This window comes from Natrinema ejinorense (assembly GCF_002494345.1).
Classification (GTDB): domain Archaea; phylum Halobacteriota; class Halobacteria; order Halobacteriales; family Natrialbaceae; genus Natrinema; species Natrinema longum.
On sequence record NZ_NXNI01000001.1, the window covers coordinates 741,699 to 767,969 of the forward strand.

Sequence of the window (26,271 nt, forward strand, 5' to 3'; positions counted from 1 at the left end):
ATCCGAACATGAGCGAGGGGCTACTTAACGATAGAGACACGGAACCGAGAGCAGGGAGACGACCCGGCCGAGGAGGCGACTGCTCGGCGTCGTGGTTCGGATCACGTCGGATACTGTAATGAGTGCCGAACTGTTCGATACCGTGATTGTCTCAGCTGCTGAGTGCATATTTGAGGGAGTATCGTATTAGCATAAATATATCAATTCGCCGATACCGAAACCCTCATTCCAATTACTCACCGATTCGGTTGCAACGAAATGGTTCACCAGTTCGGACAGGCCGATCTCGCCCCGCTCTTCGGCACGTCCGTCGTTGCTCGGTGGAACCGCAGTATCGTGACGAACCGCCGACCGGTGGAGTAACTGGATATATATGGCAACTGATTCCTCAGTCTCGAACGTCGTGCTCGTGACGGTCGACTCCCTGCGGGCGGACGCGATCGGTCCATACGATGCCGACCGCCATACGCCAGTGATGGACTCACTCGCCGACCGTGGAACCGTTTTCGAACGAGCGTTCGCGACCGGCAACTGGACGCCGTTCTCGTTTCCGTCGATGCTGGCTTCGCGCCCCGTATTTGGGGATAGTGGACGGATCGGCGTCGAGCATTCGCCGACGCTCGCGGAAGCGGTCTCCGAGGCGGGCGTTTCGACCGGTGGCTTCAACGCCGCAAACGGGTTCCTCACGACACACTGGGGATACGACGACGGGTTCGACGAGTTCGACTCCTTCGTCGCGAACGTCGGTTCCAACGTCTACAGCCGGTATCTCGCGACCCACCCCACCGTCGAGGCGTGGCTCCAGTTGGCCGCGTCGCCGATCCGACGGGTCGGCTCGTGGCTCCGTGGGGAAACCGACGACCGTCCGTTCCTGGACACGTCACGGATGTTCGACGTCGAACACGCCGCGTGTTCGTTCGTCGAAACGTCGGAATCGCCGTTTTTCCTCTGGGTCCATTACATGGACGTCCACACGCCGTACGTCCCTGCGCCGCGGTACATCCGTGAGGTTTCCTCCGATCGGCTCGGGACGCATCGAATGCTGCTCGCCCATACCCGGACCGGGCTGGGATTGGACGTCAGCGATCGAACGCTGACGGACCTTCGAACCCTCTACCAGGCGTCGGTTCGGCAGGTCGACGCGAGCATCGGACGGCTACTCGAGACGCTCTCGGCGAACGGACTCGACGACGAAACGGCCGTTATCGTGGCCGGAGACCACGGCGAAGAGTTTCAGGAACACGGTCACCTCGCGCACTACCCGAAGCTGTACGACGAACTGATTCGGGTCCCGCTGATCGTCGACGTGCCCGGTGCCGAGGGGAGACGGGTAGCGAGACAGGTCGGGCTCGATGCGCTTCCACCGACCGTCACCGACTTGCTCGACGTCCAGCCATCGGATTCTTGGACCGGCGACACGCTCGTTCCGAGCGTGATCGGGGGTGACTCGCCGACGGACGAGCCGATCGTCTCGGTCACCGTTCGTGACGACTCCGTGACGGCACAGCCGATTCCACGATCGCTCGCGGACGGCGACCTCCTCGTCAGTGTCCGGGACCGGGACTGGACGTACATCGAAAACGTCGACACGGACGAAACCGAACTGTATTACCGGCCCGACGATCCGCGCCAACAAACCAACCTCGCTCCCGATCCGACCCCCGAGCAACGGGACCGAGTCGACTCGTTCGCACCGATCGCGACGGAGCATGCGACCATGATACGGGCACAGGACTCCGAGGAGACGGCCGACGATGGGGCGGTCGACGAGGACCTCGAGGCCCGATTGTCGGCCCTCGGCTATCGATAATGATCCGATCGTTCCTTCGCAGTCTCCACGACGGGCCGTTTGCCCGCCAGCTACGCCGGTTCGTTATCGTCGGGGCCGTCGCCGCCGGCGTACAGTTGGTGTTGCTGTGGGCGTTCGTGGACAGTGCCGGGCTGCACTACCTGCTCGGTGCGTTGCTGGCAATCGAGATTACGATCGTCCTCTCCTACGTTCTCAACAACGCGTGGACGTTCCAGCGGTCTCAAAACACCGGGACCGTCGACTATCTCGTCGGATTGCTCAAGACGAACGTCGTCCGCGGGACGGCGATCCCGATCCAGATCGCCGTGCTCTTCAGCATCGTCGAGTGGGCACACGCGCCGTATCTGGTGGCCAACGGGATCGCCATCGTTCTCAGCGGCGTCTATCGGTACGTCCTCGATGCGCGATGGACGTGGGGGACGTGACGGCTCGGATCCGTCTCGACTCGGTAGCGTCCCGATCGCGACGACGTATCGAACGATTAAACGGAACGGAAGTCGAGTATCCGACAAACGATACAAGCAATGGTCGCGATATCCGTGGTCCTCATCCTCGATGGGTTGACTGCCCTCCTCGCCGGAAGCACCGAGACGATCGTCGATTCCGCGACCGGTTGGCCCGGCATGGGAATCGTCTTCCTCTACTCGTTCCTGATCGCGTTCGCGCTTCCCGGCCCCAGCGAGGTCGTCCTTTTCGCACCGATCGACCTCGGGTTCCCGCGGTGGCTGGCGCTCTCGAGCATCATGCTCGTCAGCGCGATCGGAAAGGCAGCTGGCAGCGTTTTCGCGTTCCATATCGGGCAGGAGGTCAAGCAATCCGGGCCGGTAACTCGGTGGCTACGGCAGTCCAGATGGGACGTCCTGGGGTGGTCGGAAAAGCGCTCCCTCCAGCTCGCACGACGCTACGGCTACGGCGGACTCGCGATCGCCCTGTCCGTGCCGTTCTTTCCCGACACGATCTCGATATACGCGTTTGCCGTCCTCGAGCGGGATTACCCGAAGTTCGCCGCGGCCACGTTTCTCGGGAGCCTCGGACGGCTCGTCGTGACGGTCGCCTTCGTCGGCGGTCTCGCGAGCGTGTTTTGAGCGCGCCGCCGGGTCGACCGCTGGAACGGTTCGGCTCGAGACACATATCACCAGTGTTTACCAGTTCGCAGCCGACCGCTACGTAATGACTGACCGCTGGCTCGTCGCCTGGGGGCTGGGCTCGGTCGCATTCGGGGGCGCATCGCTACTGGTCCCCCTCTATATCGTCCTGCTCGGTGCATCGCCCGTACAGCTCGGGGTGTTGGCCGCGACGGCAGCCATCGTCGGCGCACCCGGTGCGATCGCGTTCGGTCGACTCGCGAACCGTGTCGATAGCCGTCGACCGCTGGTACTCGTGACGCTGATCGGCGTTTCGGCATCGCTCGTCGTCATCCCGTTGCTGTCGTCGATTACCGCGGTCATCGTCGCGAACGCGGTCCTCTGGCTGTTCGTCTCGTCGGTCGGCCCCGTCTTGACCATGCTCGTCGTCGACGATGCGCCGGAGTCCCGCTGGAGCGAACGGATCGGGCTCGTCAATAAGTATCAGGGCTACGGCTGGGCCGGCGGCCTCGTCCTCGGAACGGTCTGGCCGTTCGTCGGGAGCCGACTGCTCGCAGCCGACGCGGTGACCAGAACCCTGTTCTGGGTACTCGCAGCCTGTGCCGGCGTGAGTGCGGTCCTCGCGGCACGAACGCTCCCGCGGCCCGCACCGTCGGACCACGTCACCGACGATCGTGCCGTTCGACGGATCGGTCGACTCCTCACGAGTTCGGGTCGTGGCATCAAGGGTGCGACGTTCGTGTTCGCACCGAACCGGCTCTACTGGACGACGCGTGGGATCGATCCACGACGGCTGGCCACTCGTTTCGATCCGGCACTGACGACCTACTTCGTCGCCGGACTCTTCTTCTTTACCGGCTCCGCAGCGTTCTGGGCTCCGCTCCCGCTGTTTCTGACCGATGTCGGGTTCGACTCGGGGCAGGTGTTCGGGCTCTATCTCGCCTCGAGTCTCGGCTCCGCGGTCTGTTATGAGGGCGCTGGCAGTCTCTCCGCTCGATACGACCTCCGGCACCTGCAAGGGGGGGTATTGGCCGCGAGGGCGGTATTGTTCCCGTCGATTGTCGCCATCACGGGGCTGGGAGTCTCCGTCGCCTTCGGCACTGCGGGCCTCGCTCTGGCACTCGTCGGGGTCACCTGGGCCGGAATCGCCGTCGTCGGGACGGCGATCGTCACCCGGCTCGCACCGCCGAGCGTCCGCGGCGAGATGCTCGGGGGCTACGTCGCCCTGGGGGCGGTCGGCGGCGGTCTCGGGGGCGTTCTCGGCGGCTGGGTGGCGACTCTCGGCTATCTCGCTGCGTTCGTCGTCGCCGGTGGACTCGTCTCGATCGGTGCGCTCCTCGTCCTCTCGCTCGAGGCGATCTCTCCGAGCGATCCCGTTGGGTCGCCGTCAGCGTCGAGGGCTACCGAGAGTGTGGAGAGCGACGCCGCGCCTCCGGACACCACCCGGTGAGCGGTGTTCGCCGTAGAGAGTTGCAACGCTGTGATCGATCATGGTCGAGAAAGATCCCAGCCATCCGATCGCCGTTCAGTTCGCCTCGAGGGCACACGCTGGCGAACAGTACCCTCTCTGGGCTGCCTCGGTGTCCGGATACGCCTCGAATTCGTCACCACACTGCGTACACGAGATGGTTTCGAAGGCAGACGTACGCACTCGACCGTTCGTCTCTGAGAGCGAAAAACGTGTTCGACCCCTCTCGGGACGTGTTCTTGGCGTCCATTCCGGTGTAACGGACGATGCGCTTATGCTTATGCGCCGTGATACCGTGGAACATGAATGGGGTCCTTAACGAGACGACGAACAAGATCCACAAGTACGAATCCGGTCAGTCGGACTTTCAGACGAGTTGCGGAGCGACGTCCCACGTCGCCCACGAACACCTCCGGCTGGTTCCCGTCGAGCAAGCGATCGACGGCGGCGACGCCGACAGGTGCGGGCGCTGTTTCGACGAGGGAGGTGGCTACTGAGACCGACGGGGTCGACCCCTACAGGACTCGCAGTTCGGTCGTCCAGAACGAGTGAACGGCCTGTTCGAGCGCCGGTTTCGGATCGCCGGTCGCGTCGACGGCCGCCGTCGCGCTCGGCTCGAGATCGGATTCCTCCACGAGCGCGTCGACGATGCCGCGCTGGCCGACGAGATACAGCGGCGTGTCGGCCCGGTCGCCCCCGGTCTCGTACTCGGCGAGCGCCTCCCGACAGCGCTCGAGGTGGTCGTCGATCTGTCCGTCTCGAATCCGTTCGAATCGAGCCTGGGAGAACCCACCTTTCGAGTGGCTCCCCTTGACGTCGCTCTCGAACCCGCGATAGGCGACGCGGTCGTCGTCCTCGTAGGTGCCGAGGGCGAACAGATCCGTCCGGACGAGCGCGATCGCATGTCGACCGGTCGGCAGGAACCACTCCCGCTCGAGTGCGAACCTGTCGCACCAGACTGCGTCCTGCTCGGGGACGAGAGGGGGCTCGAGGGTCACCGCGAGAAGTCCTGCATCGTCGACGCAACACAGACACGGTGTGGCGTCCTCGAGGAGTGCGATCCGATCGCCCAGGACGTCGTCGAGGGCAGCCCGAATCGAGTCCGAAACCTCGTCGTCCACCCCGACAGTCAGTGCGCCTTCGGGACCCGTCCGATACGAGGAGAGTCGCTCGAACACCGCTTCGAGTTCGCCGCCCCGGAGTCGATCACGGCGACGGACGGTGAGCCCGGAGTCCGCCTCGGGTTTCCGTTCGAGTTCGCCCTCGAGTTGGGCGATCCGATCCTCGAGTCGGTTGATTCGCTCCTCGGCGTCCTGTCTGGCGGTCGCAGCGTCGGCCCGCCGTTCGGATTCGGCCTCGTAGCGCTTTTGCAACCGCTCGTTTTCGTCCTCGAGTTCGTCGATTCGCTCCTTGAGCGATGCGCGGCCGAGCAACTCGTCGAGCATCCAGCCGAAAACGCGAAGCGAGCCTACTTCTACGTTCCGACGTTTCCTCGGTCGTCTGACGGGCGGGTGTGGCCCCGCTCCTGCCAGTTTCCGGTAAACTCGAGCAACTGCCTGGCACGTTCTCGACGGGCGAGGAACACCTCTCGAAGCGAGGGTGGGTTCCTGATTTCGGTCCCCTCGAGTATCGATTCCGGAAGCGCGAGCGTGTTCGTCGGGACGGTCGCCGACCCGTGAACCGGGAAGTGCCGGGATTCGAGTTTCATCACCAGCGGGGCGTCGAGTCGCTCGAGGCCCGTCCCGCTCGCGTACACCGCCTCGTTGATCCGCTCGTGTTGGGTCCGATCCATGAGTGCGCGATCCCCGTCGGTCGGGGTCACGTAGAGGCGTCCGAGATAGTAGCCCTGTGAGAACACCTCGAACATGCTAACTAATAGCACGGTATGGATCGGTATAACTGTTTGCCGAGACGTTTAAATCGGCGCGCTATCAGACCGTTCGCTCGAGGCGGCTTCCGGCGTCGGTGATCAGTCGTCGGCCGCGATCGCTGTCCTCTCGAGTCGACGAATCGGACCGAGGCTGATTTTCTCACGGGCTCAACGGCGGGATTTCGGGCTGTTGACGCTGTAAGCAACGGTCGGACGATCCGAGAGACGATTGTTCCCGAACGAGACCAGTCATGGGAACTGTGCCTCTCTTGAACGCTCAAAAGCGTTCTCGACCGCTGAACGGACGGTGTAAACGGTTCGAACGAAGCTCCGCCTTTTTAGTACGTTCCGGTCAAGGTCAGAGTCGATGACAACCACTCGGTCGGTTGCCCTCTTCGTGGCCCTCGCCGCCCTCGCACTCACAGCCGCACCGCTGGTAAGCGGTGCCGGCGTGAGTCCGTTGACCGGGGCCCAACTCACCCAACCCGACCACGCCGAGACGGGAGCGACGAACGCGTCAGTCGGGGCGTTGATGCAAGCGAGCGCAGCCGATACCAAACAGACGGTCGATGCCGAGATGTTCGACGCAGCGTACGACGCTGCGGACAACGACAGCCAAACTGCGCTCGTCGACGAACGAACGACCGACCTCGAAGCGCAGTTGCGAGATCTCGAGGCGGAACGCGCCGAACTCCGAGAGCAACGTGACAATCTTTCCCGTGGGTCCTATCAGTCTCGAATGGCGACGGTGACGGTCGAAATCGCGGCCCTCGAACGATCGATCGATCGAACCGAGCGCCATGCTGCCGAGACGGGTGGTACCGAAACCCGACTCGCTGCGCTTCGGGAGAACGCAACCGAGGCCCGACGGAACGCCTCGGAACAGGCAGGTCCCAGCATCGAGCCGGTCGCTCGAGGACTGTCCGAGCCGAACGGTTCGGCCGGTGTCGGCATGGGACCACCGGCCGATCGTGGCGGGCCCGCCGACAATGGCGGGAAAGGGCCTGATGGCACCCCCGGAAACGCCAACGGTGAGTCAGGGCCTGAGAGCGCACCCGGAAACGGCAACGACTCGAACCCCGAGGGTACACCCGGAAACAGCCCCGGTGGAACGGATAACACGCCCGGGAACGGTGCTGACTCGGGACCAGAGCGTACACCCGGAAACAACGGAGATTCGGGACCAGAGCGTACACCCGGGAACAGCGGCGACTCGGGGTCCGAGAGTTCGCCCGGGAGCAGCCCTGGTGGAACGGATAACACACCCGGGAACGGCGGTGAGTCGGGACCCGAGAGTACACCTGGCAACAGCGGTGACTCGGGACCCGAGGGTTCGCCCGGAAACAACGGTGATTCGGGACCCGAGAGTTCGCCCGGAAACAGCGATGAGTCGGGACCCGAGAGTTCGCCCGGAAACAGCGGTGAGTCGGGACCCGAGAGTTCGCCCGGAAACAGCGGTGAGTCGGGACCCGAGAGCACGCCCGGAAACAACGGTGAGTCGGGACCCGAGAGCACGCCCGGAAACAACGGTGAGTCGGGACCCGAGAGCACGCCCGGAAACAACGGTGAGTCGGGACCCGAGAGCACGCCCGGAAACAACGGTGAGTCGGGACCCGAGAGTTCGCCCGGAAACAGCGGTGAGTCGGGACCTGACAGTGCGTCCGGGAACAGCGCTAGTGAGCCTGGATCGGATCCGACACCTGGGAACAACGGCGGTGAGTCGGGGCCCGAGAGGACGCCCGGAACCGACGGTGAATCGGGGGCCGGGAACGGGGCTGGAAACGGTGCGAGCGGTGAGCCAGCATCGAATAGCGGCTCCGGAAACGGCGGTGGGTCAGGAAGCGGGGCTGACTGACAGCACCTGTCGCCCGCCAGTCACCGACACCGTTACAATGCGGCTCGTTTTCGAGCGGTCGACCGGCTGTCAGTAGGGCTTCCCATCCCGTCCGGGTGGCTCAGCAGCCCGTCTCAGGTCTGTACCTGTCCCTTATACGGGCACCTGTCAATCAGCGCCGGCCCAGCCGCGACCCCCTGTGGGGTGGCCGGGACCCAGTGACAGCAGCCCGTCTCAGGAGTCGCCTCCTCGAGTTCGCTCGCGCTCTCGGCAGTGGTGTCGGCGGTGGCTGTGCTCTCGGGTACGATTTCGTCCTCGCGAGTGGTATTCGCGCCCGATCCTGAGCAGCGACCGAACCCCGACCGGTGGTCGCGGTCCCGCTCGCGTGACCACGACCGACGATAGGACAGGTCTGGCCCCGAATCGCGATCCACGAGTCCCCGTGTATGCTGGTCGAACGGACGACTCGATCCGAAGGGGCGATCCAGCAAGGTATTTCCGCGTCGGGGGGCCGAATTCGGGTATGGATCCGGCGCTTGGCCCGCCCGAGGCGATGGCCGCAAAGCGCGACGAGCTGACGCCCATGATGGCGCAGTACCACGATCTCTGTGCGCGCTACGACGACGCGATCGTCCTCTTTCAGGTGGGTGACTTCTACGAGACGTTCTGTGGTGCGGCCGAACGGACCGCTCGCCTGCTCGAGATCGCCCTGACGAGCCGCGAGGACAGTACTGGCGAGTACCCGATGGCCGGCATCCCCATCGACAACGCCGAATCGTACATCGAAGCGCTACTCGAGGCGGGCTACCGGGTTGCAGTGGCCGATCAGGTCGAAGAGCCCGGCGAGAGCGCGGGCGTCGTCGAACGGGCAGTGACGCGCGTGATTACGCCCGGAACGCTCACCGAAGACGAACTCCTCGCGAGCGACGACAACAACTTCGTGGCCGCCATCGCTCGCGAGCGGGCGGCCCGAACGGGGGACGACGAACTGGCACTCGCTTTGCTCGACGTCTCCACGGGCGATTTCCTCGCGACGAGTTCCACCGCCAGGGAATCGATCGCCGACGAAGTGAGCCGCTTTGCACCCGCCGAGGCCGTCGTCGGACCGGACGCGCCCGCCGACCTCGTCCCCGAGGACTGTATGGTCACGCCGTACGACGAGGCCGCGTTCGACCGTGCCCGCGCCGGGACGAAGCTTTCGACGTACTTCCGCAACCCCGACGCCTTGCTCGCGAGCGACGCCGAAATCCGTGCCTGCGGCGCGTTGCTTTCCTACGCCGAGTACGTCCGCGGCGGGACACACGAGGGCGAAAGCGGCGAGACGAGCGACGACGAGACGAGCGACATCCCGAGTTCCGAGGGGGGTGCCCGCCTCGAGTACCTCACCCACCTCACGCGGTACGATCCCCGCGAATACCTGCTGTTGGACGCCGTGGCGCTGCGCAGCCTCGAGCTGTTCGAACCACGCGCCGTCCACGGGCGCGAGGACGCGACGCTCGTCGGCGTCCTCGACGAAACCGCAAGCGCACTCGGCGGCCGGAAACTTCGGGACTGGCTCCGGCGGCCGCTGCTCGAACCCGACCGCATCGAGGCGCGACTCGACGCCGTCGCGGAGCTCACGAGCGCGGTCCGGACGCGCGAGCGACTGCACGAGCGTCTGCGGGACGTCTACGACCTCGAGCGGTTGATCGGCCGGATCTCCCGCGAGCGAGCGAACGCCCGGGACCTGCGGTCGCTCCGTGACACCCTGGCCGTGGTCCCCGACGTTCGCGAGGAACTCGCCGATGCGGAGTGCGATCGGCTCCGGGAACTGTCCGACGATCTCGATCCGCTGACGGCGGTCCGCGAACTGATCGACGACGCGATCGTCGCCGATCCGCCGATCGAGATCACCGAGGGCGGGGTCATCGCTGAGGGGTACGACGGGGACCTCGACGAGTTGCGTGCGACCGCCAGGGACGGCAAGCAGTGGATCGACGATCTCGAAGCCCGCGAGCGCGACCGGACCGGGATCGACTCGCTGAAGGTCGGCTACAATTCGGTCCATGGCTACTACATCGAGGTGACGAACCCGAACCTCGATGCCGTTCCCGAGAACTACCAGCGCAGGCAGACGCTGAAGAACTCGGAGCGATTCGTCACGCCGGAGCTCAAAGAGCGCGAGGACCGGATCGTCGGCGCGGAAGAACGCGCGGACGAACGGGAGTACGAACTGTTCCGTGACGTTCGCCGCGAGATCGCGGCGGAGGTCGAACGCGTGCAAGGGCTCGCCGAGGCGCTCGCGACCCTCGATGCCCTCGTCTCGCTGGCGTCGGCCGCCGCCCAGTACGACTACTGTCGGCCCGAAATCCTCGAGCGTGACGGGGGTCAGACCCTCGAGATCGAGGGGGGTCGCCACCCCGTCGTCGAGCGGACACAGGAGTCGTTCGTCCCCAACGATGCCCGCTTCACCGACGATCGGCGGCTGGCGGTGATCACGGGACCGAACATGTCGGGGAAGTCGACGTACATGCGACAGGTAGCTCAGATCGTCCTGCTGGCACAGGTCGGGAGTTTCGTCCCGGCAAGCGCCGCCCGGATCGCGCCGGTCGACCGGATCTTCACCCGCGTGGGAGCCAGCGACGACATCGCGGGCGGTCGCTCGACGTTCATGGTCGAGATGGACGAGCTCGCGACGATCCTCCGAGAGGCCGACGAGCACTCCCTGGTCCTGCTAGACGAAGTGGGCCGGGGTACCTCGACGGCCGACGGGATGGCTATCGCACAGGCCATCACCGAGCACCTTCACGACGAGGTCGGCGCGACGACGCTCTTCGCGACCCACCACCACCCGTTGACCGAACTCACGGAGGACCTCGGGGCCGCGTTCACGCTGCACTTCGAGGTCGAGCAGGCCGACGGCGAGGTCGTCTTTCACCACGAAATCGCGCCCGGCGCGGCGACGGGCTCCTACGGCGTCGAGGTCGCGACCGCGGCTGGCGTTCCCGACCCCGTGGTCGAGCGGTCGCGGAAGCTGGTCGGGGACGCTGCCGAAGAGGGCATCGAGACGGACGGCACCGGCGCTGTCGGCTCGAGTGGCGACCCCGTTTCCGAGCCGACGGAGAGCGCTACGGAAGCCGCGACCGCGGACGGTGGGGACGTACCGACGGACGTCGCCACCGAACTCAGGGCACTCGATCTCGCTCACCTCACCCCAGTCGAGGCGCTGACGGAACTCGACCGACTGAAGCGGTTACTCGAGGAGTGACGACCGACTACCCATCGTCGGCGATCGATTTCCGATAGAAGATCAGTTCGAAGGGATCGTCGAAGGCTTCGAACCGCTCGCGACACACCGCTTCGAGTCCTTCCGTATCGTACAGTCCGCGGGCCGCGGTTTGGGTCGGCCTCGTATCGAGGACGACCTGTTCGAACCCCCGCGATCGGGCGCGCTCCTCGAGTTCCCGGTATATTTGCCGTCCGTAGCCGCGGCGCTGCACGGCGGGATCGACGCGCAGTCGAGTCACCTCGACCGCCGCGTCGACGAGATCGGGGACGAACGTCGCGATAGACGCCGATTCGTCGACCGGTCGAAACGCGCCCATCGCGACGATCCGATCAGCGAGTTCGCCGACCAAAAACTCGCCGCCGGTCTCGAGAAACGTCTCCGTGACCGACTCGAGGTCGTCGTCCGGAACACCCGGGACGTAGGCGTCGGCGTCGCGCATGGCCGTTTCGTGGAGGTCTCGAACGCGGGGGCCGTCGTCAGGTCGATACCGACGGATCGTGAGTTCGTTCGCCATGTATAACGCTCTGTCACTTCGAGTCAAACAGCTTCGGTTCTGGGGACTCGGTCAGGTTGCGAGGACCGGCACAACGCACAACCGCCTCGGCGAGAAGCTAGCGGTATGACATACCGAACGACGATCGGGTGGTCCTTCATCACGTCGGGTATCGTCACGCTGTTGCTCGCCTTCCTGCCGGGCGATTCGCTCTGGTGGGGCATCGGGCTGTTGGTCCTCGGGATCGCTATATTCGTCGGTCGTCGGTAGCTACTCGCCCGCCGTCTCGTCGATGGTCAGCGACACGTCAGCCAGTGACGCCGCCGTTCGTGGCACCGCGTGTAAGTTTCTTCTCTCTCGGCGGTGAACGCTCGAAACGGGCGCACACGGAGCGTGAACAACATGGGTGACCTCACACTCGAGAGTCAGGCCTTCGACGACGGCCAACGGATCCCCGAGGAGTATGGCTACACGGAGACGAACGTCAACCCGCCCCTCGAGATCCGCGGGGTCCCCGACGACGCGGAGACCCTCGCGTTGATCGTGGACGATCCGGACGCGATGGAGCCCGCCGGCAAGGTGTGGGACCACTGGATCGTCTGGAACGTTCCGCCGGAGACGGGGCCGATTTCGGAGGACTGGGACGCCGCGGACGCAACCGAGGGAACGAACGATTTCGGCGACCGCGGCTACGGCGGCCCGAACCCGCCGGACCGGGAGCACACGTACCGATTCAGACTGTTCGCCCTCGAGACGTCGGTCGACCTCGGACCCGATGCGGCCGCCGCCGACCTCGAGTCGGCGATCGAGGGGCACGTGCTCGAGCAGGCGCGACTCGAGGGCACGTATCCTGCCTGACTGACGGGGCCTCGGAGAGCAGCTCTGGCTCCCGTCCCGTGCGAGCCATCGAATCGCTTCGTACAGTAGACCGATCGACCGCTGGCGGCTGATTCAGTTATGGGTCGGTCGGACAGGGGGTTTTTCTCCGAAGCCTCCGGATACTCGACGGAACGGATGACTCATTCACGAGGTCGAGCAATTGCGTGTGAACTGGAGGGGGCGGTACCGTGAGCTACGTGTTGTGGGCGCTGCTGGCGATGGTCTGTTACTCGTTCGCGTTCCTGTTTATGAAAATTGCAATCCAAGACTTGCCGACGTTTACTGTCATGCCGATCGCGGTCGGCACGCTGGCCTGGGAGCGACGACCGTGGCGGCCCTGTTCGGAGAGTGGTCAGTTCCGTCGGTGACGAGCCGGCCCGTCGGGTTCGCACTCGCGGCAGGAATCTGTCTCGCCGGTGCTGTCGTCGGCTATTTCCGTGCGCTCTCGACTGGCCCCGTCAGCATCGTCGTTCCGATCTTCGGGATGTTTCTCGTCGGTGGTGCACTCCTCGGCATCGTCGTCTTGGGAGAGCCGGTCACGGCGAAGAAGGCGCTGGGAATCGCGTTCGGTGCTGCCGCGGTCGTCCTCATTGCGACGTGATGGCCCGCGTCTCCGCACTCGTGGCCTGAGCAAGTCCTGAGAGAACGGCACGATACGCACGTATACGTGCCGGGCCTGTCATCGGAACGGAATTCGAAATCACGGCCGTGAGTGGACCCTCCGATACCGTTCGAGTGGTCGATGGGGTCATCCGACCGTCCGCGACGCGATCACTCGGCGGGGGGCTCGAGCGAGACGAACTCGAGGCCGTGTTCGGTCAGCAATCGACTCGCGCGGTCGGTCACCGACGGCGCGACCAGGATGCCCCGAACGGCGGCGTCGGCGTGGAGGTCGCGCTCGAGGGCGTCGACGTAGCGTCGGAGCTGGCCCACCGCGTCGGGACCGACCCGTCGGCGTTTCAGTTCGACGACGACCGCTCGACCGGCCGCGTCCTCGCCGTAGATGTCGACCGCACCCGCGGGCGTGTCGCGCTCGGTCGCCAGCGGGGTAAACTCGGCCTCGAGCAGGGCGGGGTCCTCGAGGATCCGCTGTCGGAGGTCCTCTTCGGTCCCGACGAGGGCGAGGTCGTTCTCGTCCGACCCCGAGAACGCCGACACTTGCAGGACGTCCTGAAACCGGACACACAGCCGTTCGGCCGGCGTCGACCGCACGCTCTCGAGGACGAGCGCGCCGTCCGCACAGAAGACGTCGTGTTCACACCCCGGCGGCTGCCAGTTGACCGGCTGCTGGCCCTCGTCCGTGTGAACGAGCGCCGCCCCGTCGGGTTTGAGCATGACGTGGCGATCGCCCGCCTCGAGGCGACTCGAGGCTCGACCGTCGTAATCGACCGTACAACGGCCGTAGACGGTCACGATCGCGTCGCGGTCGATCCCGTCCGCGATCACGTCGCGTGCCGCCGCCGGCGTCGGTCCCTGGAGGGTTTCCGTTCGCTGGCCGTGCCCTGAATCCGTCACTGGGGCGAGGTAGTACCGGGGCGGATAAAAGGTGCCCGCTGTCGGGTGAATCCCGCGTCGATTCCGCGGTCGCTGCCCGCGCCGGGCGGAACGCAGAAGGTATATTTTCGTCCGTCCCCGCTCGAGAGACACGATGTCGAATCATCCGACCCGTCGTGGAGTCCTCGCACTCGCCGGCACCGCCACAGCCGCGTCGCTGGCCGGCTGTTCGCAACTCGATTCTCTGTCGCAATCGGGCGGCGGTTCGAACGACGCGGTCACCCTGGCCGTCACGCCGGCCCAAGCGGAGTTAGCGGCGCTCGAATCCGAGATCCGCTCCGAGATCGAGAACGAGACCCTCAGCGAACGGGAGGCAGCACAGGAGTTCCGCGACGGCCGGGCTGAGTTGACGGCGGAAGCCACGACAGCCGTCGAAGAGTCCGCCGGCAGTGATCTCACGATCGAGGAGTCGGCGCCGGAGTACGGACTGCTCCGTGCGACGGGCACCGACACGGCGATCATGGAAACGCTCCGAAGCGGCGACGTCAGGGGTATCTACCCCGGCGAGCAGTACGATCTCATCATCCAGCAACGGCAACAGGAGGAGCAACGACGGGCGATGCTCGAAGAACAACAGCAAGCCCAGGACGCGGACAACGCGACCGGCGACGCCGGGACGGAAAACGCGACCGATGACTCCGGAACCGAAAACGAAACCGACGGGTAGCGGCGATACTGGCTGGCGGTCTGATACGTTCCACCAGTCCTACCGCTCGATCGAGAACGGACTCTCCCGTTCGGTCCAGTTCCACCCGGGCAGTCGCTCCTGAAAGCCGGCCGCGAGGGCCGCCTCGCAGTCGTCGATGCCGGCGTTTTCTCCGGCGTCGCCGTGGACGTGAACGTCGGCGTAGTGGAAAGTCGCCTCCCCGAGGGTCCGAAGGGGCTGGCTGCCGGCGATCGTCCCGGCCAGTTCTCGACCGAGGATCTCGTCGACGACGAACCCCGGATAGTCCCCCTCGACGTCGAGATCCCTGAGGATCGCGACCATGGCGGCGACGTTGACTGCGAGATCGCCGTCCGCGAAGACGGCGTCGACCGCCTCGACGTACTGGTCGTCGGTGACGGCATCGACGTCGGTACCGAAGATCTCGCCGAGATCGTCGCGGACGTCGTTGATCAGGGGGACGACCGTCTCGGTACGATCGACGACCCAATCCCGCTCCTCACGGACTCGAGCAGCTGTCAGATGCATTTGCGACCGACGACTACTATCTCCACGGCCCTGGTTTTTGCGAAGGCTTTTATACCACGCAAAGAATAGCCCCGAGTAAGCGGGTTCTCCCTGGAATTGTCCCGCACGGACCAGGATAACCGATCCGGAAGCGTGTTCGTCAGGCACGGAGTAGGATACGATGAATCGGGAGACGAGATGGAGTGTACGCTACGTTGTCCGACCTGGACGACGGCGCTCGCTATCGGTTTCGACGCGGCAGACGCCGTTTGGAAACCATCGACGAATCGCGAGCCGGTTCCGATTCCCACTCGTCCCTGCTCGACCTGACGTCGTACGTGGTTCCGGACGGTGAGTTCACGCAAGCCACATTCGGCGATTATGAGCACTGTAGAGCAGCAACTCGACGATCTCAAAGCACAGATCACGAGCGAGTTACCGAGCGATATCTCGGTCTCCTCGGTGAAGTACGAAGGCCCCGAACTGGTGGTCTATACGCGCGACCCGAAGAAGTTCGCCCAGCAGGGCGACCTCATTCGGCAGCTCGCGAGCAAGCTTCGCAAGCGGATCACCGTCCGGCCCGACCCTAGCGTTCTCTCGCGACCCGAACAGGCTCGCGAGGAGATCATGGACGTTATTCCGGACGATGCAGGCGTCACCGACCTCGACTTCCACGCCGACACCGGCGAAGTCGTTATCGAGGCCGAAAAGCCCGGCATGGTCATCGGCCGGCACGGATCGACGCTCCGAGACATCACCAAAAACGTCGGCTGGACGCCCGAAGTCGTCCGCACGCCGCCGATCGAGTCCTCGACCGTCTCGAACGTCCGGAGCTTCCTCAAACAGGAACGCGACGAGCGCCGAGACATCCTGGAGAAGGTCGGCCGACAGATCCACCGCGAGGAGATGTCCGACGACGAGTACGTCCGCATCACCACGCTGGGCTGTTGTCGCGAGGTCGGCCGCGCATCCTTTATCCTCTCGACGCCCGAGACGCGGATCCTCATCGACTGTGGTGACAAACCCGGCGCGGAGGGTGAAGTACCGTACCTTCACGCCCCCGAAGCGCTCGGCGCGGGACCACAGACCATCGACGCCGTCGTCCTGACCCACGCCCACCTCGACCACTCCGCGCTGATCCCGCTGTTGTTCAAATACGGCTACGACGGCCCGATCTACTGTACCGAACCCACGCGCGACATGATGGGACTGTTGACCCTCGACTATCTCGACGTCGCGGCCAAGGAAGGTCGAGCCCCGCCCTACGAGAGCGAGCAGGTCCGCGAAGCGATCAAACACACCATTCCGCTCGAGTACGGCGACGTGACCGACATCGCGCCGGACATCAAACTCACCTTCCACAACGCCGGCCACATCCTCGGCTCGGCCGTCTCGCACTTCCACATCGGTGACGGACTCTACAACGTCGCCTTTTCGGGCGACATCCACTACGAGGACACCCGCCTGTTCAACGGCGCCGTCAACGACTTCCCGCGGGTCGAGACGCTCGTCCTCGAGTCGACCTACGGCGGTCGCAACGACTACCAGACCGATCAGGAGGACTCCGAGGAGAAACTCAAGGAGGTCATCAACGAGACCTACGACAAGGGCGGTAAGGTCGTCATTCCCGCGTTCGCGGTCGGTCGATCCCAGGAGATCATGCTCGTCCTCGAAGAGGCGATGCGCAGCGGCGACATCCCCTCGATGCCGGTCCATCTGGACGGGATGATCTGGGAGGCGACGGCGATCCACACCACCTATCCCGAGTACCTCCGGGACGACCTTCGGGACCGCATCTTCCACGAAGACGAGAACCCCTTCCTCGCCGAGGAGTTCAACCACATCGACGCCGGCGAGGAGGAACGACAGGACATCGCCGACGGCGACTCCTGTATCATCCTCTCGACCTCCGGGATGGTCACCGGCGGTCCGATCATGTCCTGGCTCTCCCACATCGGTCCCGATCCGGACTCGACGCTCGTCTTCGTCGGCTACCAGGCCCAGGGGACCCTCGGCCGACGCATCCAGAACGGCTGGGACGAGATCCCCACCAGCGAAGTCGGCGCCATGGGCAACGGCGGCGGCCGCGGCACCCTCTCGCTGAACATGGACGTCGAAACGGTCGACGGCTTCTCCGGCCACGCCGACCGCGCCGGTCTCGAGAACTTCGTCAAGACGATGAATCCGCGCCCCGAGAAGGTGCTCTGTGTCCACGGCGACGAGCGCTCCACGCAGGACCTCTCTTCGGCGCTCTACCACGACTACGACATGCGGACCTTCGCGCCGAAGAACCTGGAAACGTTCCGCTTCCTCTGAAAGCCCTCGGCGAGCGCTGGCGCGCTCGCCTCGCCCTTTTCATGTCCGCCAGGACCGCTCTGGCGCGGCGCGCGGATCCGCGCGCCGCGCGGTCGGCCTGCCCTCCCCCGTGACTCGAGTGCGGCAGGTCATTCCTGGAGCGGTGCTGGACGCTCCCGTGTCGCCCCGGCTTTCGGGAGTTCGACGACGAACGCCGCGCCACCTTCCTCGGCAGTTTCGACCCACACGTCGCCGCCGTAGCCCTCGACGAGGGTGTCGACCAGGTAAAGGCCGATGCCGGTGCCCTCGCTCTCGAGGCCTTTCTGACCGCGCCCGAAGATTTCCTCCCGTTGCCCCTCGGGCACACCAGGACCGTTGTCCGCGACGCGGATACCAACTGTTTCGTCTCGGTCCTCCATCGAAAGCACCACGCGTGGGGCGTCCGCGGTATTGTGTAAAACGGCGTTGTTGAGGAGGTTCGTGAACACGGAGGACAGCATCTCGTTGGCCTGAACCGTCACGTCAGTCGGCGGCTCACCATCGACACGGAACGCCGCGTCGGGGTAGCTGGTTCGCGCCTTCTCGAGTTGGTTCCAGACGACCGGCATCAGGTGAACGGGCTTGAGGTCCAGGTCGCCGTCGGTAGTCAGCGTTTCCACGAGGTCGCCGATGACCTGCGTGAGGTCGATGACGTGATCGCTGCTCTCGAGCATCAACTCGAGGTGTTCCTCGCCGTCGGGATTGACGTGGTCGGCGAGGAGTTCGCCACGACCCGTGATAACGTTCATCTCGTTTCGGATGTCGTGACGGACGATCCGATTGAGGACGGTCAGTTCCTGTTCTCGGTTTTTCAGTTGCGTCACGTCACGGAGAACGATCAACCGGCCCGACTGTCGCCCTCGCGAGTCCGTTAGTGGCGACAGCTGGATGGCGTAGTGTCGAGTCTCACCGTCGATTTCGAACGTGCATTCGGTCTGGGCGTCGGCGGTGTCGTCGAACTCCGGAAACCGGGACGAGGGGAACGTCTCCGCGAGGGAGTCCCCGACCGCCATCTCGCTGCCGACGAGTCGTTTCGCCGAGGGATTCGCGTCGACGATCCGATTCGCCGCGTTGACGACGAAGACGGCGTCTTGCATGTTGTCGATCACCTTCGTCCGCGCGACGGGGACGATATCGAGGAGCTGTAATCGGTCCACTGCGACGTAGAAGCCGACGACCTTTACCGTACTCGTCAGGGCGAGCGTATCGACGGGGACGAACCCGAGCCACCAGACGATCAGCCCGACCGTGACGAACAGTATCGTCGCAATGAGGACGCCCGCTTGCTTTTCGAACCCCGGAAGCGAGCGGAGCAACCGGAACAGGAGGGAGACTGCGAGACCCAAGTACGCCATCATCGTCACGGCGTAGATCCAGTACAGCGGTTCGAACGTGGGGACGAGAAGTCCAGTCGCCGGATCGATCGACGCGGTGTACAGCCATTCGTGACGATCGTTCGTCCATGCCACAAACTGGGTCAGGACCGGGACGGCGGCGAGTGCCGCCCCGTTTCGATACGTGATGTACTCCTCGTTGTTGGTGTACTCGATCGCCATGAGCAGATAGCCGATCCCCATGAACGATCCCGCGACGAACCGCCAGTTCCACCAGAAGAGTTTCGTCGACTCCGCCGTCGCGAACAACTGAAGCGACACCGTCACGGAGAGGATGATCACGCCAGTGATGTCCAGAAGGAACCCCTTCGCTCCCCGCCGATCGCGGTGTCGCCAGATCGTGCTCAACAACACGGTACAGACGACCGCCGCGGCGATGTACGGGAGCGCGATGGGAGTGAATTCGTACGTCATATCCGGGTGACGCCGCGGTGTTGACCGGATGTGCCCCCTCGAGGGAGGGGTTTCTGCCGCGTGTTTCTACCGACCGTCCGGCAGCGCTGGCCGTCTCTACGCGGACAAACTCGCGGTGTACCGGCCGATGGAAGAGACATAAAATACTGTATCCTTCGTATGACATAACTTATCAGTGTTCGAATCTCATTAACGTTGTGGCGGAGACGGGGCTGCACCGGGTGCTCGTGGCGGTCGAATTCGACCGTCAGTGGCTACACCGACGGTGTCTCGGCGACCACTCTCGTCTATAGTAGCACCTGAACGTCATTGCATACCCGACTCGCACGACAGCGTTGCGATCAGCGTGTAACTCGTTTCAGGTGCTACTATAGGTGTCCACTGCCGGAAGGCGACTACCGTGGCTGCGATTCGGATCGGGGGCTCGGCCCGTGACCGCGACCGTTGTCAGCGCCACCCTCGCAGACAGCGTCGGTCGTCCGATCCGGATTCCACTGTTCCTCGTGGACGAGCGTCTCGACGTCGAGTCGGTCGCGCCACCCCTCCCGTTGGAGGACGGGTTCGTCGGGGAATCCGTCCGCCGGATACCCCAGACAGAGATACGCCACGGGTTTGATATGTGGTGGAATCCCCAGGACCTCCCTGAGTTCGTATGGGTAGAGAACGCTTACCCAGCCGACGCCCACCCCCTCCGCTCGAGCAGCCAGCCAGAGGTTCTGTACGGCGAGACACGTCGAGTAGACGTCAGTTCGCCGCATCGAACTCCGACCAAGGACGTGTGGCGCGCCTCGCGTCGGATCACAAGTCACGCAGATATTGACCGGCGAGTCGCGGATTCCCTCGAGTTTCAGCTCCGCAAACTCGCTTCGGCGTGGTTCCTCGTACCCCTCTCGTGCGGCCGCGATGGCACGCTCCGCGATGTCGGCGATGTCGGCTTTCGTTTCCTCGTCCTCGACGACCACGAGATCCCACGGCTGGGAGAAGCCGACGCTCGGCGCGTGATGTGCGGCCTCGATGACGCGCTCGAGGAGGGCGTCCGGGATCGGCTCGTCGCGGAACCGCCGGATGTCGCGTCGAGCGCAGATCGTCTTGTACACTGCATCCCGTTCCGCATCGCTAAATCCAACCATAAGTTCACGAAAGCAACCTCAGTTGTATAAAGGACCTGACTGACCGTCGAATCACCGGTTCGAGCGGGGCGACTCGGGAGTGGCCCCGTCACTCCGCCTCGGGAGCCTCGGCCGGGTCGACGACCTCACCCGTCGCGGGGAAGACGCCGACCTGATCGCAGACGTCGGCCATCGGGCAGGCGTCGGGGTCCTCGAGACAGGCCGGCGTGCGCGCCCGGCAGTACTCCCGGCCGAACTGGATCGTCGCCGTGTGTCCGAAGCCACACTTGGCTGCGGGCACGTCGCGCTCGAGGACGGCGCGAACGGCCTCGTGATCCGCGTCCGGGCTCGCGATTCCCATGCGGCGGTAGATCCGATGGACGTGCGTATCGACGGGGAAGACGCCGCCGCGACCGCCGGCGAAAAGCAGGACGCAGTCGGCGGTCTTCGGACCGACGCCCCTGACCTCGAGGAGCGTCTCGCGGACCTCGGCGGAGGCCTCGTCGCTGACGAAGGCGTCGAACGCGGCGGCCGAGCCGAACTCCTCGAGAACCCACGCCGCGGTATCGATGAGGGTCTCGGACTTCTGATTGTACAGCCCCGCGCCGCTGATCGTCTCGGCGAGCGTCGATCCCTCGGCGCTCGCGAGCGATTCGGCGAGGTCGATACCGTCGCCGTCGTATCGTTCGATCAGCGCGTCGTGAGCCGGCTGGCTCGCCTTGTCGCTGGTGTTCTGGCTCAGGATCGTTCGCACGAGGCAGGTGAAGGCATCGCGGCCGCCGTACTCCTTTTGCCAGAACAACTCGCCCAGTCGATCGACGACCTCCTCCGCGCGGGTTTCCGCGGTCGCCGGATCGAACTCGGTCGCCGCCCCGCCGCCCGCCGTACCACCGCTGATATTGACCGATGGTTCCGGATCGTCGCTCATGTCCGTCCGTTAGGACTACGAGATCAAAACCGCGACGGACTATCGGCCGACGGCCATCGCGGCTCGAGGGCCTCTCGGGCCGATGCCACGAAACCGCCTACTCGACGGTAATCGTCACCGTCGCCTCGGCTCCGTCCGCCAGCGCCGCGACGAGGTCGCGATCGAATCCCTCCGCTGCGAACGCCGCCCCCACCACGACGGTCCGTTCGTCGACGTACTCGCTCGTACGCCCGACCGCGCTGCGCTCGCTGGTGAACTCGAGGTCGGGATCGCCCCGTCCCGTCACGGACTCCGTGTAGCCGTCGGCTTCGATGGTGACCGTGATCGTCGCGTCGGTGTCCCGGCACGCAGCGACGAACTCTGGGTCGAAATCAGCCGGCGCACGGTCGGCCTCGATCGCGAGAATACAGTCGCCCGCGGTGGTGAGGTAGTCGTCGGTCGTCACCTCGAACGTGCTCGCGTGCTCGGCGCTGACGTGCTCGTGGCCGCGAGCGTGGATAATTTCTTCCATGGCCGTCGGTTCGGTGCCGAGCGGAAAACGCCCTCGAATCCGGCTCGGCTACTCGTGTGCTCCCAACTCGCGATCCGCGGAGTGATCGGTCGGGTGGGGATCGGTCCCGCGGTGACTCTCGTCGGAGCGCCCACGGTGCCAGCGGGAACGCCCAACTCACGACCCGGACCGATAGCCGGCCCGAAACTCCCGTACGCCGGCCCCGAGCAGGTTCCCGACCACGACGTACACCAGGAGTACGATGAACCCTGTTCCCCAGTCCGCGTGCAGCGAGCCGCGGACGAGACCGACGAGGACCGCGATCGCGCCACCGGCGACTGCGAGGGTTGCCAGTCCGAGTTGGAGCAAAGACCCGCTCGTTCTGTAGAGCAGATACTGCGGGAGTCCGATCCCGACGGCCAGATAGAGACTGATACCGGCCGAAGTAACGCCCAGAACCGCGGCGCTTTCGGTGATGGCGCTTACGAGTCCGGCCAGCAGAACCGCCGCGCCTAGACAGCCGACGACCACGAACGACCGTTTCATACGCAAATTTTTGTTTGAAAACTTAAGCGTGTTGTGGCGGCCGTGGGATCGACCGCGACGTCTCGAGGTCTAGACCAGACTCGCGCCGTCGAAGTCGCTGCGACTGTACTCGACGTCCATCAGATCGAGGATCGTCGGCGTGATGTCGAACAGGTCGGCGTTGTCGATCGTCGCGTCGGGGTGGTCGATGTACAGCGACGTGTCGTCGAAGCTGTGCATCCCGTTTCGTGGGCCGGTGTCGAAGATCTCGGCGTCGCCCTTGAAACCGGATTTGAGGTCGAAGCCGTTGTTCGGGATCGCGACCAGATCCGGTGCGATGTCGTCGTGGTCGCCACGGAAGGCCTCCTCCTTCTCGACGACGCGCTCGACGACCGGGTCCCCGTCGGGCCCCTCGAGCGCCTCGAGGTCGGCTTTGAGTTCGTCCCGGACCGCGTCGTACTCGGCTTCGGGGACGGAACCGCGGGGCTCCCGTCCCTCGAGGTTGATGTAGAAGCGACCGGGGATGAACGAGTAGGCCGTCGTGTCGTCGGCGATGTCGTCCAGTTCCTCGGGGTCGTCGGTCCGGAAGGAGAGCCAACCCTCCTCTCGGAGCCACTCGTTGAAGTGAACCTCGTAGTCGAGGCTGGTAAAGCCGTGATCGGAGGCGACGATCAGCGTGACGTCCTCGGGCAGCGAGTCCCGGAGTTGGCCGATGTAGTCGTCGATTTTCTTGTAGAATTCGATGAACTCGTCCCTGTATTTGCCGTCGCGCTCGTAATCCTTGAACAGGAAGTGGTTGACCCGGTCGGTCGTCATGAAGACGCCGAAGAACAGGTCCCAGTCGTCCTCCTCGATGTAGTGCTGGAAGGCCTCGTACTGGGCGTCGACCGTCGCGTGGGCGTCCTCGATGAACTCGGCTTTGTCCTCCTGGTGGCCGAGTTTCGGGTTGACGTCGATCCGGTAGTCGAGCGTCTCGAGGTAGTCACGAACGTCGTCGGGATAGGCCGCCTTCTCGAGGCTGGGCGAGAGAAAGCCCGAGACCATCCGCTGGACGTTCCGTTGCGGGGGGAAGGTGACGGGGACGTTCATCACCGTCGCCTTGCGACCGTTCTCCTGGACGCGGTCCCAGACGCGGTCGGCCTGGACCTCCCGGCCCATCGGAACGTAGGTGTCGTAGGTGCCGACTTCTCGGTCCTGAAAGCCGTAGACGCCGGTTTCGCCGGGGTTCATCCCGGTCGTCAGCGACGGCCAGCAAGCGCTGGATTCCGGCGGGACGATGCTCGAAATCTCCTCGGCGGTCCCGTCGTCGGCGATCGCAGCGAAGTTCGGAAACAGTTCCTCGTTCTCCGAGAGGAGACTATACGGCACGCCGTCGACCCCGATGAACGCGACCCGGGGGTCACCGTCGCCCCGTAATCGGTCGAACAGACCCATGGACGGACGTAGTTCGACCGCATACAAGAAGGTTCGTTTCGAGACAGTCTTTTGTGAATGGCTGACACTCGAGAGCCGGTGCGATAGTCACCGCCGGTGGCGAACTCGAGTGGGAGCCACCGAATCGGCGCGACCGGGCGAAGGGCGAGAGCTGGTCCGAACGGCCCGTGAGTGGCTACGCGTCGTGCTCGCCCGCGGCTTCGGGATCGAAGTTGGTCGGAACGACCGTGAGGTGGGCCATGCCGGCGGCGGACTCGGTCGAATCGTCGGCGGACGACGTTCCTGGGGAGTTCGATGCTGCCATACAGCGAGAGATAGGGCAGGATCGGCCATAAAATTACCCATGCTCATAACGCATGTGGTCGACGGGCGTGGATAACTCTCGGGTATCCGCTCGTCCGCTCGAAAACGGAGCGGACCACACCGCGGCGACGACGTGGGTTAGAAGTTCTCGTCGTAGAGGTCCTGAGCGTGCTCGATCGCGTCGTAGGCGGCCTGCTTGTCCTCCCAGCCCTGCGTCTCGACTTCCTTGCCCTCCTCTAAGTTCTTGTAGGTCGCGAAGAACTCGTCGATCTCGTCGAGTTGCTGCTGTGGAATGTCGTCGAGATCCTCGATGTGATCGTAGCGCGGGTCCTCGCTTGGCACGGCGATGACCTTGTCGTCTTGCTCGCCGTCGTCGTCCATCTTCATCAGAGCGACCGGTCGGGCTTCGATGACACAGCCGGGGAACGTCTGATCCTCGACGAGGACGAGCACGTCGAAGGGGTCCTCGTCGTCGTAGTACGATTGCGGAATGAAGCCGTAGTCGCTCGGGTAATGGACGTTACTGTGAAGCACGCGGTCCAAGACGACGCCGGGGACGTCCTTGTCGTACTCGTACTTGTTGCGCTCGCCCTTGAGACATTCTACGACGGCGTAGATCTCTTCTGGCGGATTCGGTCCGGTCTCGAGGTCTTCCCAGAGGTTGACCATGTATCTGAGAGTCCGCGGTCGATCAAAAAGTACTTTCGTAATCGAGTGTCTGTATCTACGTGACGGTTGCCAGATACCAAACAGACACGAATCGGGCACGTACACCAGTGTCCGGCGGTGTAGCGGTCGGTTCGGGCATGTCCGACCGACTGATACGAAGGATTAGTTGACAAGTCTTAAATAGTCTGGTGACATTTACCCACGTATGTCAGAGGCACAATCAATCACCGGCGAACAGAGCATTGCCCGCGAACTTACAGCGTTCCAGAACAACATCCTCGTCATCCTCGCCAAGGAGCCGATGTACGGTCTGGCGATCAAACGCGAACTCGAGGACTACTACGGGACGGAGGTCAACCACGGACGACTCTACCCCAACCTCGACGAACTCGTCGATCTGGGGCTGGTCGAAAAGAGCGAACTCGACAAGCGAACGAACCAGTACTCGCTGACCGACGACGGCTACGACGCCGTTCTCGACGGGCTTCAGTGGAGCCTCTCGAAGGTCGTCACCGGCGATGACCGCGCCGACGAGATTACCGAGATCGTCGAGAACAGCTACTAACGCTCGCCTTCCGGGAACGGCTCTCCAGCCGTCTCGAAGACGAGTTCGATCGACTCCGCGAGCAGTTCTCGTTGTCTTGCCGACGGCCAGGCGTTCCTGACGACGTACTCGTCCCGAAACTCCGTGAGTTCCTCGCTCGTCAACGACTCGATCGGTTTCGCGTAGTGATTGCCCGCGAAATCGGCAAGCATCGCAGCGTTGTCCCCGTGTGCGTCCCCGTGAGCATCTCTGACTGCCCCGACGAGGTCCCGATTCCGTTCGTCGACCGCTTCCCAGTCGTCCGGGTCGTCCGTTCCCTCGAGTGGGATCTCGACGCCGCGATCGATGTTCTCGATTCGGTCGGTCCGGATGACGCCGTCCTCGTGCCACTCTTCGGGATGGCAGACGAGGACGTCGTCGCCGTCGTCGTCGCGGATACGGAACGTAAAGTCGTGCTCGTCGAGTAGTTCGTCGCGGCGGTCCTCGTAGGCCTCGATCTCGTTGTCGTCGACCGCAGCGCGTTTCAGGCGGGTCAACCGTTCGACTTCGTCGATAACTCCTCGAGGAAGGTCCCCGTCGTCGGTCGCTACGCCGTCACCGTCCCCATCGGCGTCTATCGCGTTCCCATCGGTCATAGGAGAGCGTATGCACGCGAACGGTTTTCCCATTGCCGATCCGATCGCGGCGGTCGTTGC

The 26,271-nt window shown here is 64.4% G+C and carries 29 protein-coding genes; 14 read left to right on the forward strand and 15 right to left on the reverse strand.

The features are described 5' to 3' along the window. The first annotated feature begins 373 nt into the window (after window positions 1–373). The 4 genes from CP557_RS03820 to CP557_RS03835 all read left to right on the forward strand — a co-directional run bounded on the left by CP557_RS03820 (window position 374) and on the right by CP557_RS03835 (window position 4,345). Window positions 374–1,810, forward strand: a complete 1,437-nt coding sequence (locus CP557_RS03820; RefSeq protein ID WP_097378683.1) for a sulfatase — start codon at window positions 374–376, stop codon at window positions 1,808–1,810. Then, complete coding sequence (locus CP557_RS03825; protein ID WP_097378684.1) at window positions 1,810–2,235, forward strand: GtrA family protein; 426 nt, start codon at window positions 1,810–1,812, stop codon at window positions 2,233–2,235. Before CP557_RS03820 ends, CP557_RS03825 begins: the two co-directional genes overlap by 1 nt. A 198-nt stretch (window positions 2,236–2,433) precedes the next feature. After that, entirely contained in the window at window positions 2,434–2,895 is a 462-nt protein-coding gene (locus CP557_RS03830) for a YqaA family protein (RefSeq protein ID WP_097381522.1), read from the forward strand. A gap of 85 nt (window positions 2,896–2,980) precedes the next feature. Continuing rightward, a complete protein-coding gene (locus tag CP557_RS03835) occupies window positions 2,981–4,345 on the forward strand; it encodes an MFS transporter (protein WP_097378685.1) in 1,365 nt (454 codons plus the stop codon). Between the two features lie 75 nt (window positions 4,346–4,420). Here CP557_RS03835 and CP557_RS23230 read toward each other — a convergent pair whose 3' ends face one another. Then, complete coding sequence (locus CP557_RS23230) at window positions 4,421–4,546, reverse strand: hypothetical protein (protein ID WP_281255546.1); 126 nt, start codon at window positions 4,544–4,546, stop codon at window positions 4,421–4,423. A 119-nt stretch (window positions 4,547–4,665) separates the two neighbouring features. On the opposite strand from CP557_RS23230, the gene CP557_RS03840 reads away from it, so the two are divergent. Next, window positions 4,666–4,860 carry a hypothetical protein gene (locus CP557_RS03840; RefSeq protein ID WP_097378686.1) on the forward strand — a complete coding sequence of 65 codons (195 nt, stop codon included), beginning with the start codon at window positions 4,666–4,668 and terminating at the stop codon, window positions 4,858–4,860. An 18-nt stretch (window positions 4,861–4,878) separates the two neighbouring features. Here the strand turns inward: CP557_RS03840 and CP557_RS03845 are convergent, their stop codons facing one another. Both CP557_RS03845 and CP557_RS03850 read right to left on the reverse strand, forming a co-directional pair. Further along, on the reverse strand, window positions 4,879–5,808 hold the full coding sequence (locus CP557_RS03845; RefSeq protein WP_097378687.1) for a Vms1/Ankzf1 family peptidyl-tRNA hydrolase: 930 nt from the start codon (window positions 5,806–5,808) through the stop codon (window positions 4,879–4,881). Window positions 5,809–5,837: 29 nt separating this feature from the next. Next, complete coding sequence (locus CP557_RS03850) at window positions 5,838–6,230, reverse strand: DUF5802 family protein (RefSeq protein WP_097378688.1); 393 nt, start codon at window positions 6,228–6,230, stop codon at window positions 5,838–5,840. Window positions 6,231–6,600: 370 nt separating this feature from the next. Here CP557_RS03850 and CP557_RS22775 point away from each other — a divergent pair, with 370 nt between their 5' ends. Next, a complete protein-coding gene (locus tag CP557_RS22775; protein ID WP_211290172.1) occupies window positions 6,601–8,088 on the forward strand; it encodes a hypothetical protein in 1,488 nt (495 codons plus the stop codon). A 502-nt stretch (window positions 8,089–8,590) separates the two neighbouring features. Continuing rightward, window positions 8,591–11,314 carry a DNA mismatch repair protein MutS gene (gene mutS, locus CP557_RS03860; RefSeq protein ID WP_097378689.1) on the forward strand — a complete coding sequence of 908 codons (2,724 nt, stop codon included), beginning with the start codon at window positions 8,591–8,593 and terminating at the stop codon, window positions 11,312–11,314. Window positions 11,315–11,321: 7 nt separating this feature from the next. Here mutS and CP557_RS03865 read toward each other — a convergent pair whose 3' ends face one another. Further along, on the reverse strand, window positions 11,322–11,849 hold the full coding sequence (locus tag CP557_RS03865; RefSeq protein WP_097378690.1) for a GNAT family N-acetyltransferase: 528 nt from the start codon (window positions 11,847–11,849) through the stop codon (window positions 11,322–11,324). 105 nt (window positions 11,850–11,954) lie between these two features. Here CP557_RS03865 and CP557_RS22405 point away from each other — a divergent pair, with 105 nt between their 5' ends. The 4 genes from CP557_RS22405 to CP557_RS22900 all read left to right on the forward strand — a co-directional run bounded on the left by CP557_RS22405 (window position 11,955) and on the right by CP557_RS22900 (window position 13,308). Then, a complete protein-coding gene (locus CP557_RS22405) occupies window positions 11,955–12,098 on the forward strand; it encodes a hypothetical protein (protein ID WP_169924333.1) in 144 nt (47 codons plus the stop codon). Between the two features lie 132 nt (window positions 12,099–12,230). Further along, window positions 12,231–12,686 (forward strand): YbhB/YbcL family Raf kinase inhibitor-like protein, encoded by a 456-nt coding sequence (locus CP557_RS03870; protein ID WP_097378691.1) that lies wholly within the window; start codon window positions 12,231–12,233, stop codon window positions 12,684–12,686. A 209-nt stretch (window positions 12,687–12,895) separates the two neighbouring features. Further along, the gene (locus tag CP557_RS22895) at window positions 12,896–13,075 is read left to right on the forward strand and encodes a hypothetical protein (RefSeq protein ID WP_245852891.1); all 180 of its coding nucleotides are present in this window, start codon (window positions 12,896–12,898) and stop codon (window positions 13,073–13,075) included. Continuing rightward, window positions 13,072–13,308, forward strand: coding sequence for an EamA family transporter (locus tag CP557_RS22900; protein ID WP_245852893.1), 237 nt, complete (start codon window positions 13,072–13,074; stop codon window positions 13,306–13,308). Before CP557_RS22895 ends, CP557_RS22900 begins: the two co-directional genes overlap by 4 nt. A 170-nt stretch (window positions 13,309–13,478) precedes the next feature. Here the strand turns inward: CP557_RS22900 and nucS are convergent, their stop codons facing one another. After that, entirely contained in the window at window positions 13,479–14,222 is a 744-nt protein-coding gene (gene nucS / locus CP557_RS03880) for an endonuclease NucS (RefSeq protein WP_097378693.1), read from the reverse strand. 133 nt (window positions 14,223–14,355) lie between these two features. Here nucS and CP557_RS03885 point away from each other — a divergent pair, with 133 nt between their 5' ends. Next, on the forward strand, window positions 14,356–14,928 hold the full coding sequence (locus CP557_RS03885) for a hypothetical protein (RefSeq protein WP_097378694.1): 573 nt from the start codon (window positions 14,356–14,358) through the stop codon (window positions 14,926–14,928). A gap of 39 nt (window positions 14,929–14,967) precedes the next feature. Here CP557_RS03885 and CP557_RS03890 read toward each other — a convergent pair whose 3' ends face one another. Beyond that, a complete protein-coding gene (locus CP557_RS03890; RefSeq protein WP_097378695.1) occupies window positions 14,968–15,453 on the reverse strand; it encodes a hypothetical protein in 486 nt (161 codons plus the stop codon). 360 nt (window positions 15,454–15,813) lie between these two features. Between CP557_RS03890 and CP557_RS03895 the strand changes: the two genes are divergently transcribed. Further along, entirely contained in the window at window positions 15,814–17,748 is a 1,935-nt protein-coding gene (locus tag CP557_RS03895) for a beta-CASP ribonuclease aCPSF1 (protein ID WP_097378696.1), read from the forward strand. A gap of 128 nt (window positions 17,749–17,876) precedes the next feature. On the opposite strand, the gene CP557_RS03900 is transcribed toward CP557_RS03895, so the two are convergent. The 8 genes from CP557_RS03900 to CP557_RS03930 all read right to left on the reverse strand — a co-directional run bounded on the left by CP557_RS03900 (window position 17,877) and on the right by CP557_RS03930 (window position 25,032). Further along, window positions 17,877–19,574, reverse strand: a complete 1,698-nt coding sequence (locus CP557_RS03900; RefSeq protein ID WP_097378697.1) for a sensor histidine kinase — start codon at window positions 19,572–19,574, stop codon at window positions 17,877–17,879. 395 nt (window positions 19,575–19,969) lie between these two features. Then, window positions 19,970–20,704 carry a 5,6-dimethylbenzimidazole synthase gene (gene bluB, locus CP557_RS03905; protein WP_097378698.1) on the reverse strand — a complete coding sequence of 245 codons (735 nt, stop codon included), beginning with the start codon at window positions 20,702–20,704 and terminating at the stop codon, window positions 19,970–19,972. 88 nt (window positions 20,705–20,792) lie between these two features. Next, a complete protein-coding gene (locus CP557_RS03910; protein ID WP_097378699.1) occupies window positions 20,793–21,611 on the reverse strand; it encodes an endonuclease III domain-containing protein in 819 nt (272 codons plus the stop codon). A gap of 97 nt (window positions 21,612–21,708) precedes the next feature. Then, on the reverse strand, window positions 21,709–22,122 hold the full coding sequence (locus CP557_RS03915; RefSeq protein WP_097378700.1) for a DUF371 domain-containing protein: 414 nt from the start codon (window positions 22,120–22,122) through the stop codon (window positions 21,709–21,711). Between the two features lie 156 nt (window positions 22,123–22,278). Beyond that, a complete protein-coding gene (locus CP557_RS03920; RefSeq protein WP_097378701.1) occupies window positions 22,279–22,647 on the reverse strand; it encodes a hypothetical protein in 369 nt (122 codons plus the stop codon). 69 nt (window positions 22,648–22,716) lie between these two features. Beyond that, complete coding sequence (locus CP557_RS03925) at window positions 22,717–24,060, reverse strand: alkaline phosphatase family protein (protein ID WP_097378702.1); 1,344 nt, start codon at window positions 24,058–24,060, stop codon at window positions 22,717–22,719. 175 nt (window positions 24,061–24,235) lie between these two features. Continuing rightward, window positions 24,236–24,364, reverse strand: a complete 129-nt coding sequence (locus CP557_RS23235) for a hypothetical protein (protein ID WP_281255547.1) — start codon at window positions 24,362–24,364, stop codon at window positions 24,236–24,238. A 137-nt stretch (window positions 24,365–24,501) separates the two neighbouring features. After that, window positions 24,502–25,032: an inorganic diphosphatase gene (locus CP557_RS03930; protein ID WP_006182111.1), complete on the reverse strand. Its 531-nt coding sequence runs from the start codon at window positions 25,030–25,032 to the stop codon at window positions 24,502–24,504. Window positions 25,033–25,237: 205 nt separating this feature from the next. On the opposite strand from CP557_RS03930, the gene CP557_RS03935 reads away from it, so the two are divergent. After that, window positions 25,238–25,597, forward strand: a complete 360-nt coding sequence (locus tag CP557_RS03935) for a PadR family transcriptional regulator (RefSeq protein WP_097378703.1) — start codon at window positions 25,238–25,240, stop codon at window positions 25,595–25,597. On the opposite strand, the gene CP557_RS03940 is transcribed toward CP557_RS03935, so the two are convergent. After that, window positions 25,594–26,211, reverse strand: a complete 618-nt coding sequence (locus CP557_RS03940; protein WP_097378704.1) for a DUF7108 family protein — start codon at window positions 26,209–26,211, stop codon at window positions 25,594–25,596. The genes CP557_RS03935 and CP557_RS03940 overlap by 4 nt on opposite strands. Window positions 26,212–26,271 lie beyond the last annotated feature (60 nt).

Excerpts from the sequence above, each read along its gene's own strand:
- CP557_RS03840 (WP_097378686.1), top strand. The coding sequence starts at position 4,666 with ATGAATGGGGTCCTTAACGAGACGACGAACAAGATCCACAAGTACGAA.
- bluB (WP_097378698.1), bottom strand. The coding sequence starts at position 20,704 with ATGGTTGGATTTAGCGATGCGGAACGGGATGCAGTGTACAAGACGATC.
- CP557_RS03940 (WP_097378704.1), bottom strand. The coding sequence starts at position 26,211 with ATGACCGATGGGAACGCGATAGACGCCGATGGGGACGGTGACGGCGTA.
- CP557_RS03895 (WP_097378696.1), top strand. The coding sequence starts at position 15,814 with ATGAGCACTGTAGAGCAGCAACTCGACGATCTCAAAGCACAGATCACG.
- CP557_RS03935 (WP_097378703.1), top strand. The coding sequence starts at position 25,238 with ATGTCAGAGGCACAATCAATCACCGGCGAACAGAGCATTGCCCGCGAA.
- CP557_RS03910 (WP_097378699.1), bottom strand. The coding sequence starts at position 21,611 with ATGAGCGACGATCCGGAACCATCGGTCAATATCAGCGGTGGTACGGCG.
- CP557_RS22775 (WP_211290172.1), top strand. The coding sequence starts at position 6,601 with ATGACAACCACTCGGTCGGTTGCCCTCTTCGTGGCCCTCGCCGCCCTC.
- CP557_RS03850 (WP_097378688.1), bottom strand. The coding sequence starts at position 6,230 with ATGTTCGAGGTGTTCTCACAGGGCTACTATCTCGGACGCCTCTACGTG.
- CP557_RS03920 (WP_097378701.1), bottom strand. The coding sequence starts at position 22,647 with ATGAAACGGTCGTTCGTGGTCGTCGGCTGTCTAGGCGCGGCGGTTCTG.
- mutS (WP_097378689.1), top strand. The coding sequence starts at position 8,591 with ATGGATCCGGCGCTTGGCCCGCCCGAGGCGATGGCCGCAAAGCGCGAC.
- CP557_RS03870 (WP_097378691.1), top strand. The coding sequence starts at position 12,231 with ATGGGTGACCTCACACTCGAGAGTCAGGCCTTCGACGACGGCCAACGG.
- CP557_RS03830 (WP_097381522.1), top strand. The coding sequence starts at position 2,434 with ATGGGAATCGTCTTCCTCTACTCGTTCCTGATCGCGTTCGCGCTTCCC.
- CP557_RS03900 (WP_097378697.1), bottom strand. The coding sequence starts at position 19,574 with ATGACGTACGAATTCACTCCCATCGCGCTCCCGTACATCGCCGCGGCG.
- CP557_RS03885 (WP_097378694.1), top strand. The coding sequence starts at position 14,356 with ATGTCGAATCATCCGACCCGTCGTGGAGTCCTCGCACTCGCCGGCACC.
- CP557_RS03915 (WP_097378700.1), bottom strand. The coding sequence starts at position 22,122 with ATGGAAGAAATTATCCACGCTCGCGGCCACGAGCACGTCAGCGCCGAG.
- CP557_RS03835 (WP_097378685.1), top strand. The coding sequence starts at position 2,981 with ATGACTGACCGCTGGCTCGTCGCCTGGGGGCTGGGCTCGGTCGCATTC.
- CP557_RS23235 (WP_281255547.1), bottom strand. The coding sequence starts at position 24,364 with ATGGCAGCATCGAACTCCCCAGGAACGTCGTCCGCCGACGATTCGACC.
- CP557_RS03865 (WP_097378690.1), bottom strand. The coding sequence starts at position 11,849 with ATGGCGAACGAACTCACGATCCGTCGGTATCGACCTGACGACGGCCCC.
- CP557_RS03820 (WP_097378683.1), top strand. The coding sequence starts at position 374 with ATGGCAACTGATTCCTCAGTCTCGAACGTCGTGCTCGTGACGGTCGAC.
- CP557_RS03925 (WP_097378702.1), bottom strand. The coding sequence starts at position 24,060 with ATGGGTCTGTTCGACCGATTACGGGGCGACGGTGACCCCCGGGTCGCG.
- CP557_RS03930 (WP_006182111.1), bottom strand. The coding sequence starts at position 25,032 with ATGGTCAACCTCTGGGAAGACCTCGAGACCGGACCGAATCCGCCAGAA.
- CP557_RS03845 (WP_097378687.1), bottom strand. The coding sequence starts at position 5,808 with ATGCTCGACGAGTTGCTCGGCCGCGCATCGCTCAAGGAGCGAATCGAC.
- CP557_RS22405 (WP_169924333.1), top strand. The coding sequence starts at position 11,955 with ATGACATACCGAACGACGATCGGGTGGTCCTTCATCACGTCGGGTATC.
- CP557_RS03890 (WP_097378695.1), bottom strand. The coding sequence starts at position 15,453 with ATGCATCTGACAGCTGCTCGAGTCCGTGAGGAGCGGGATTGGGTCGTC.
- CP557_RS03825 (WP_097378684.1), top strand. The coding sequence starts at position 1,810 with ATGATCCGATCGTTCCTTCGCAGTCTCCACGACGGGCCGTTTGCCCGC.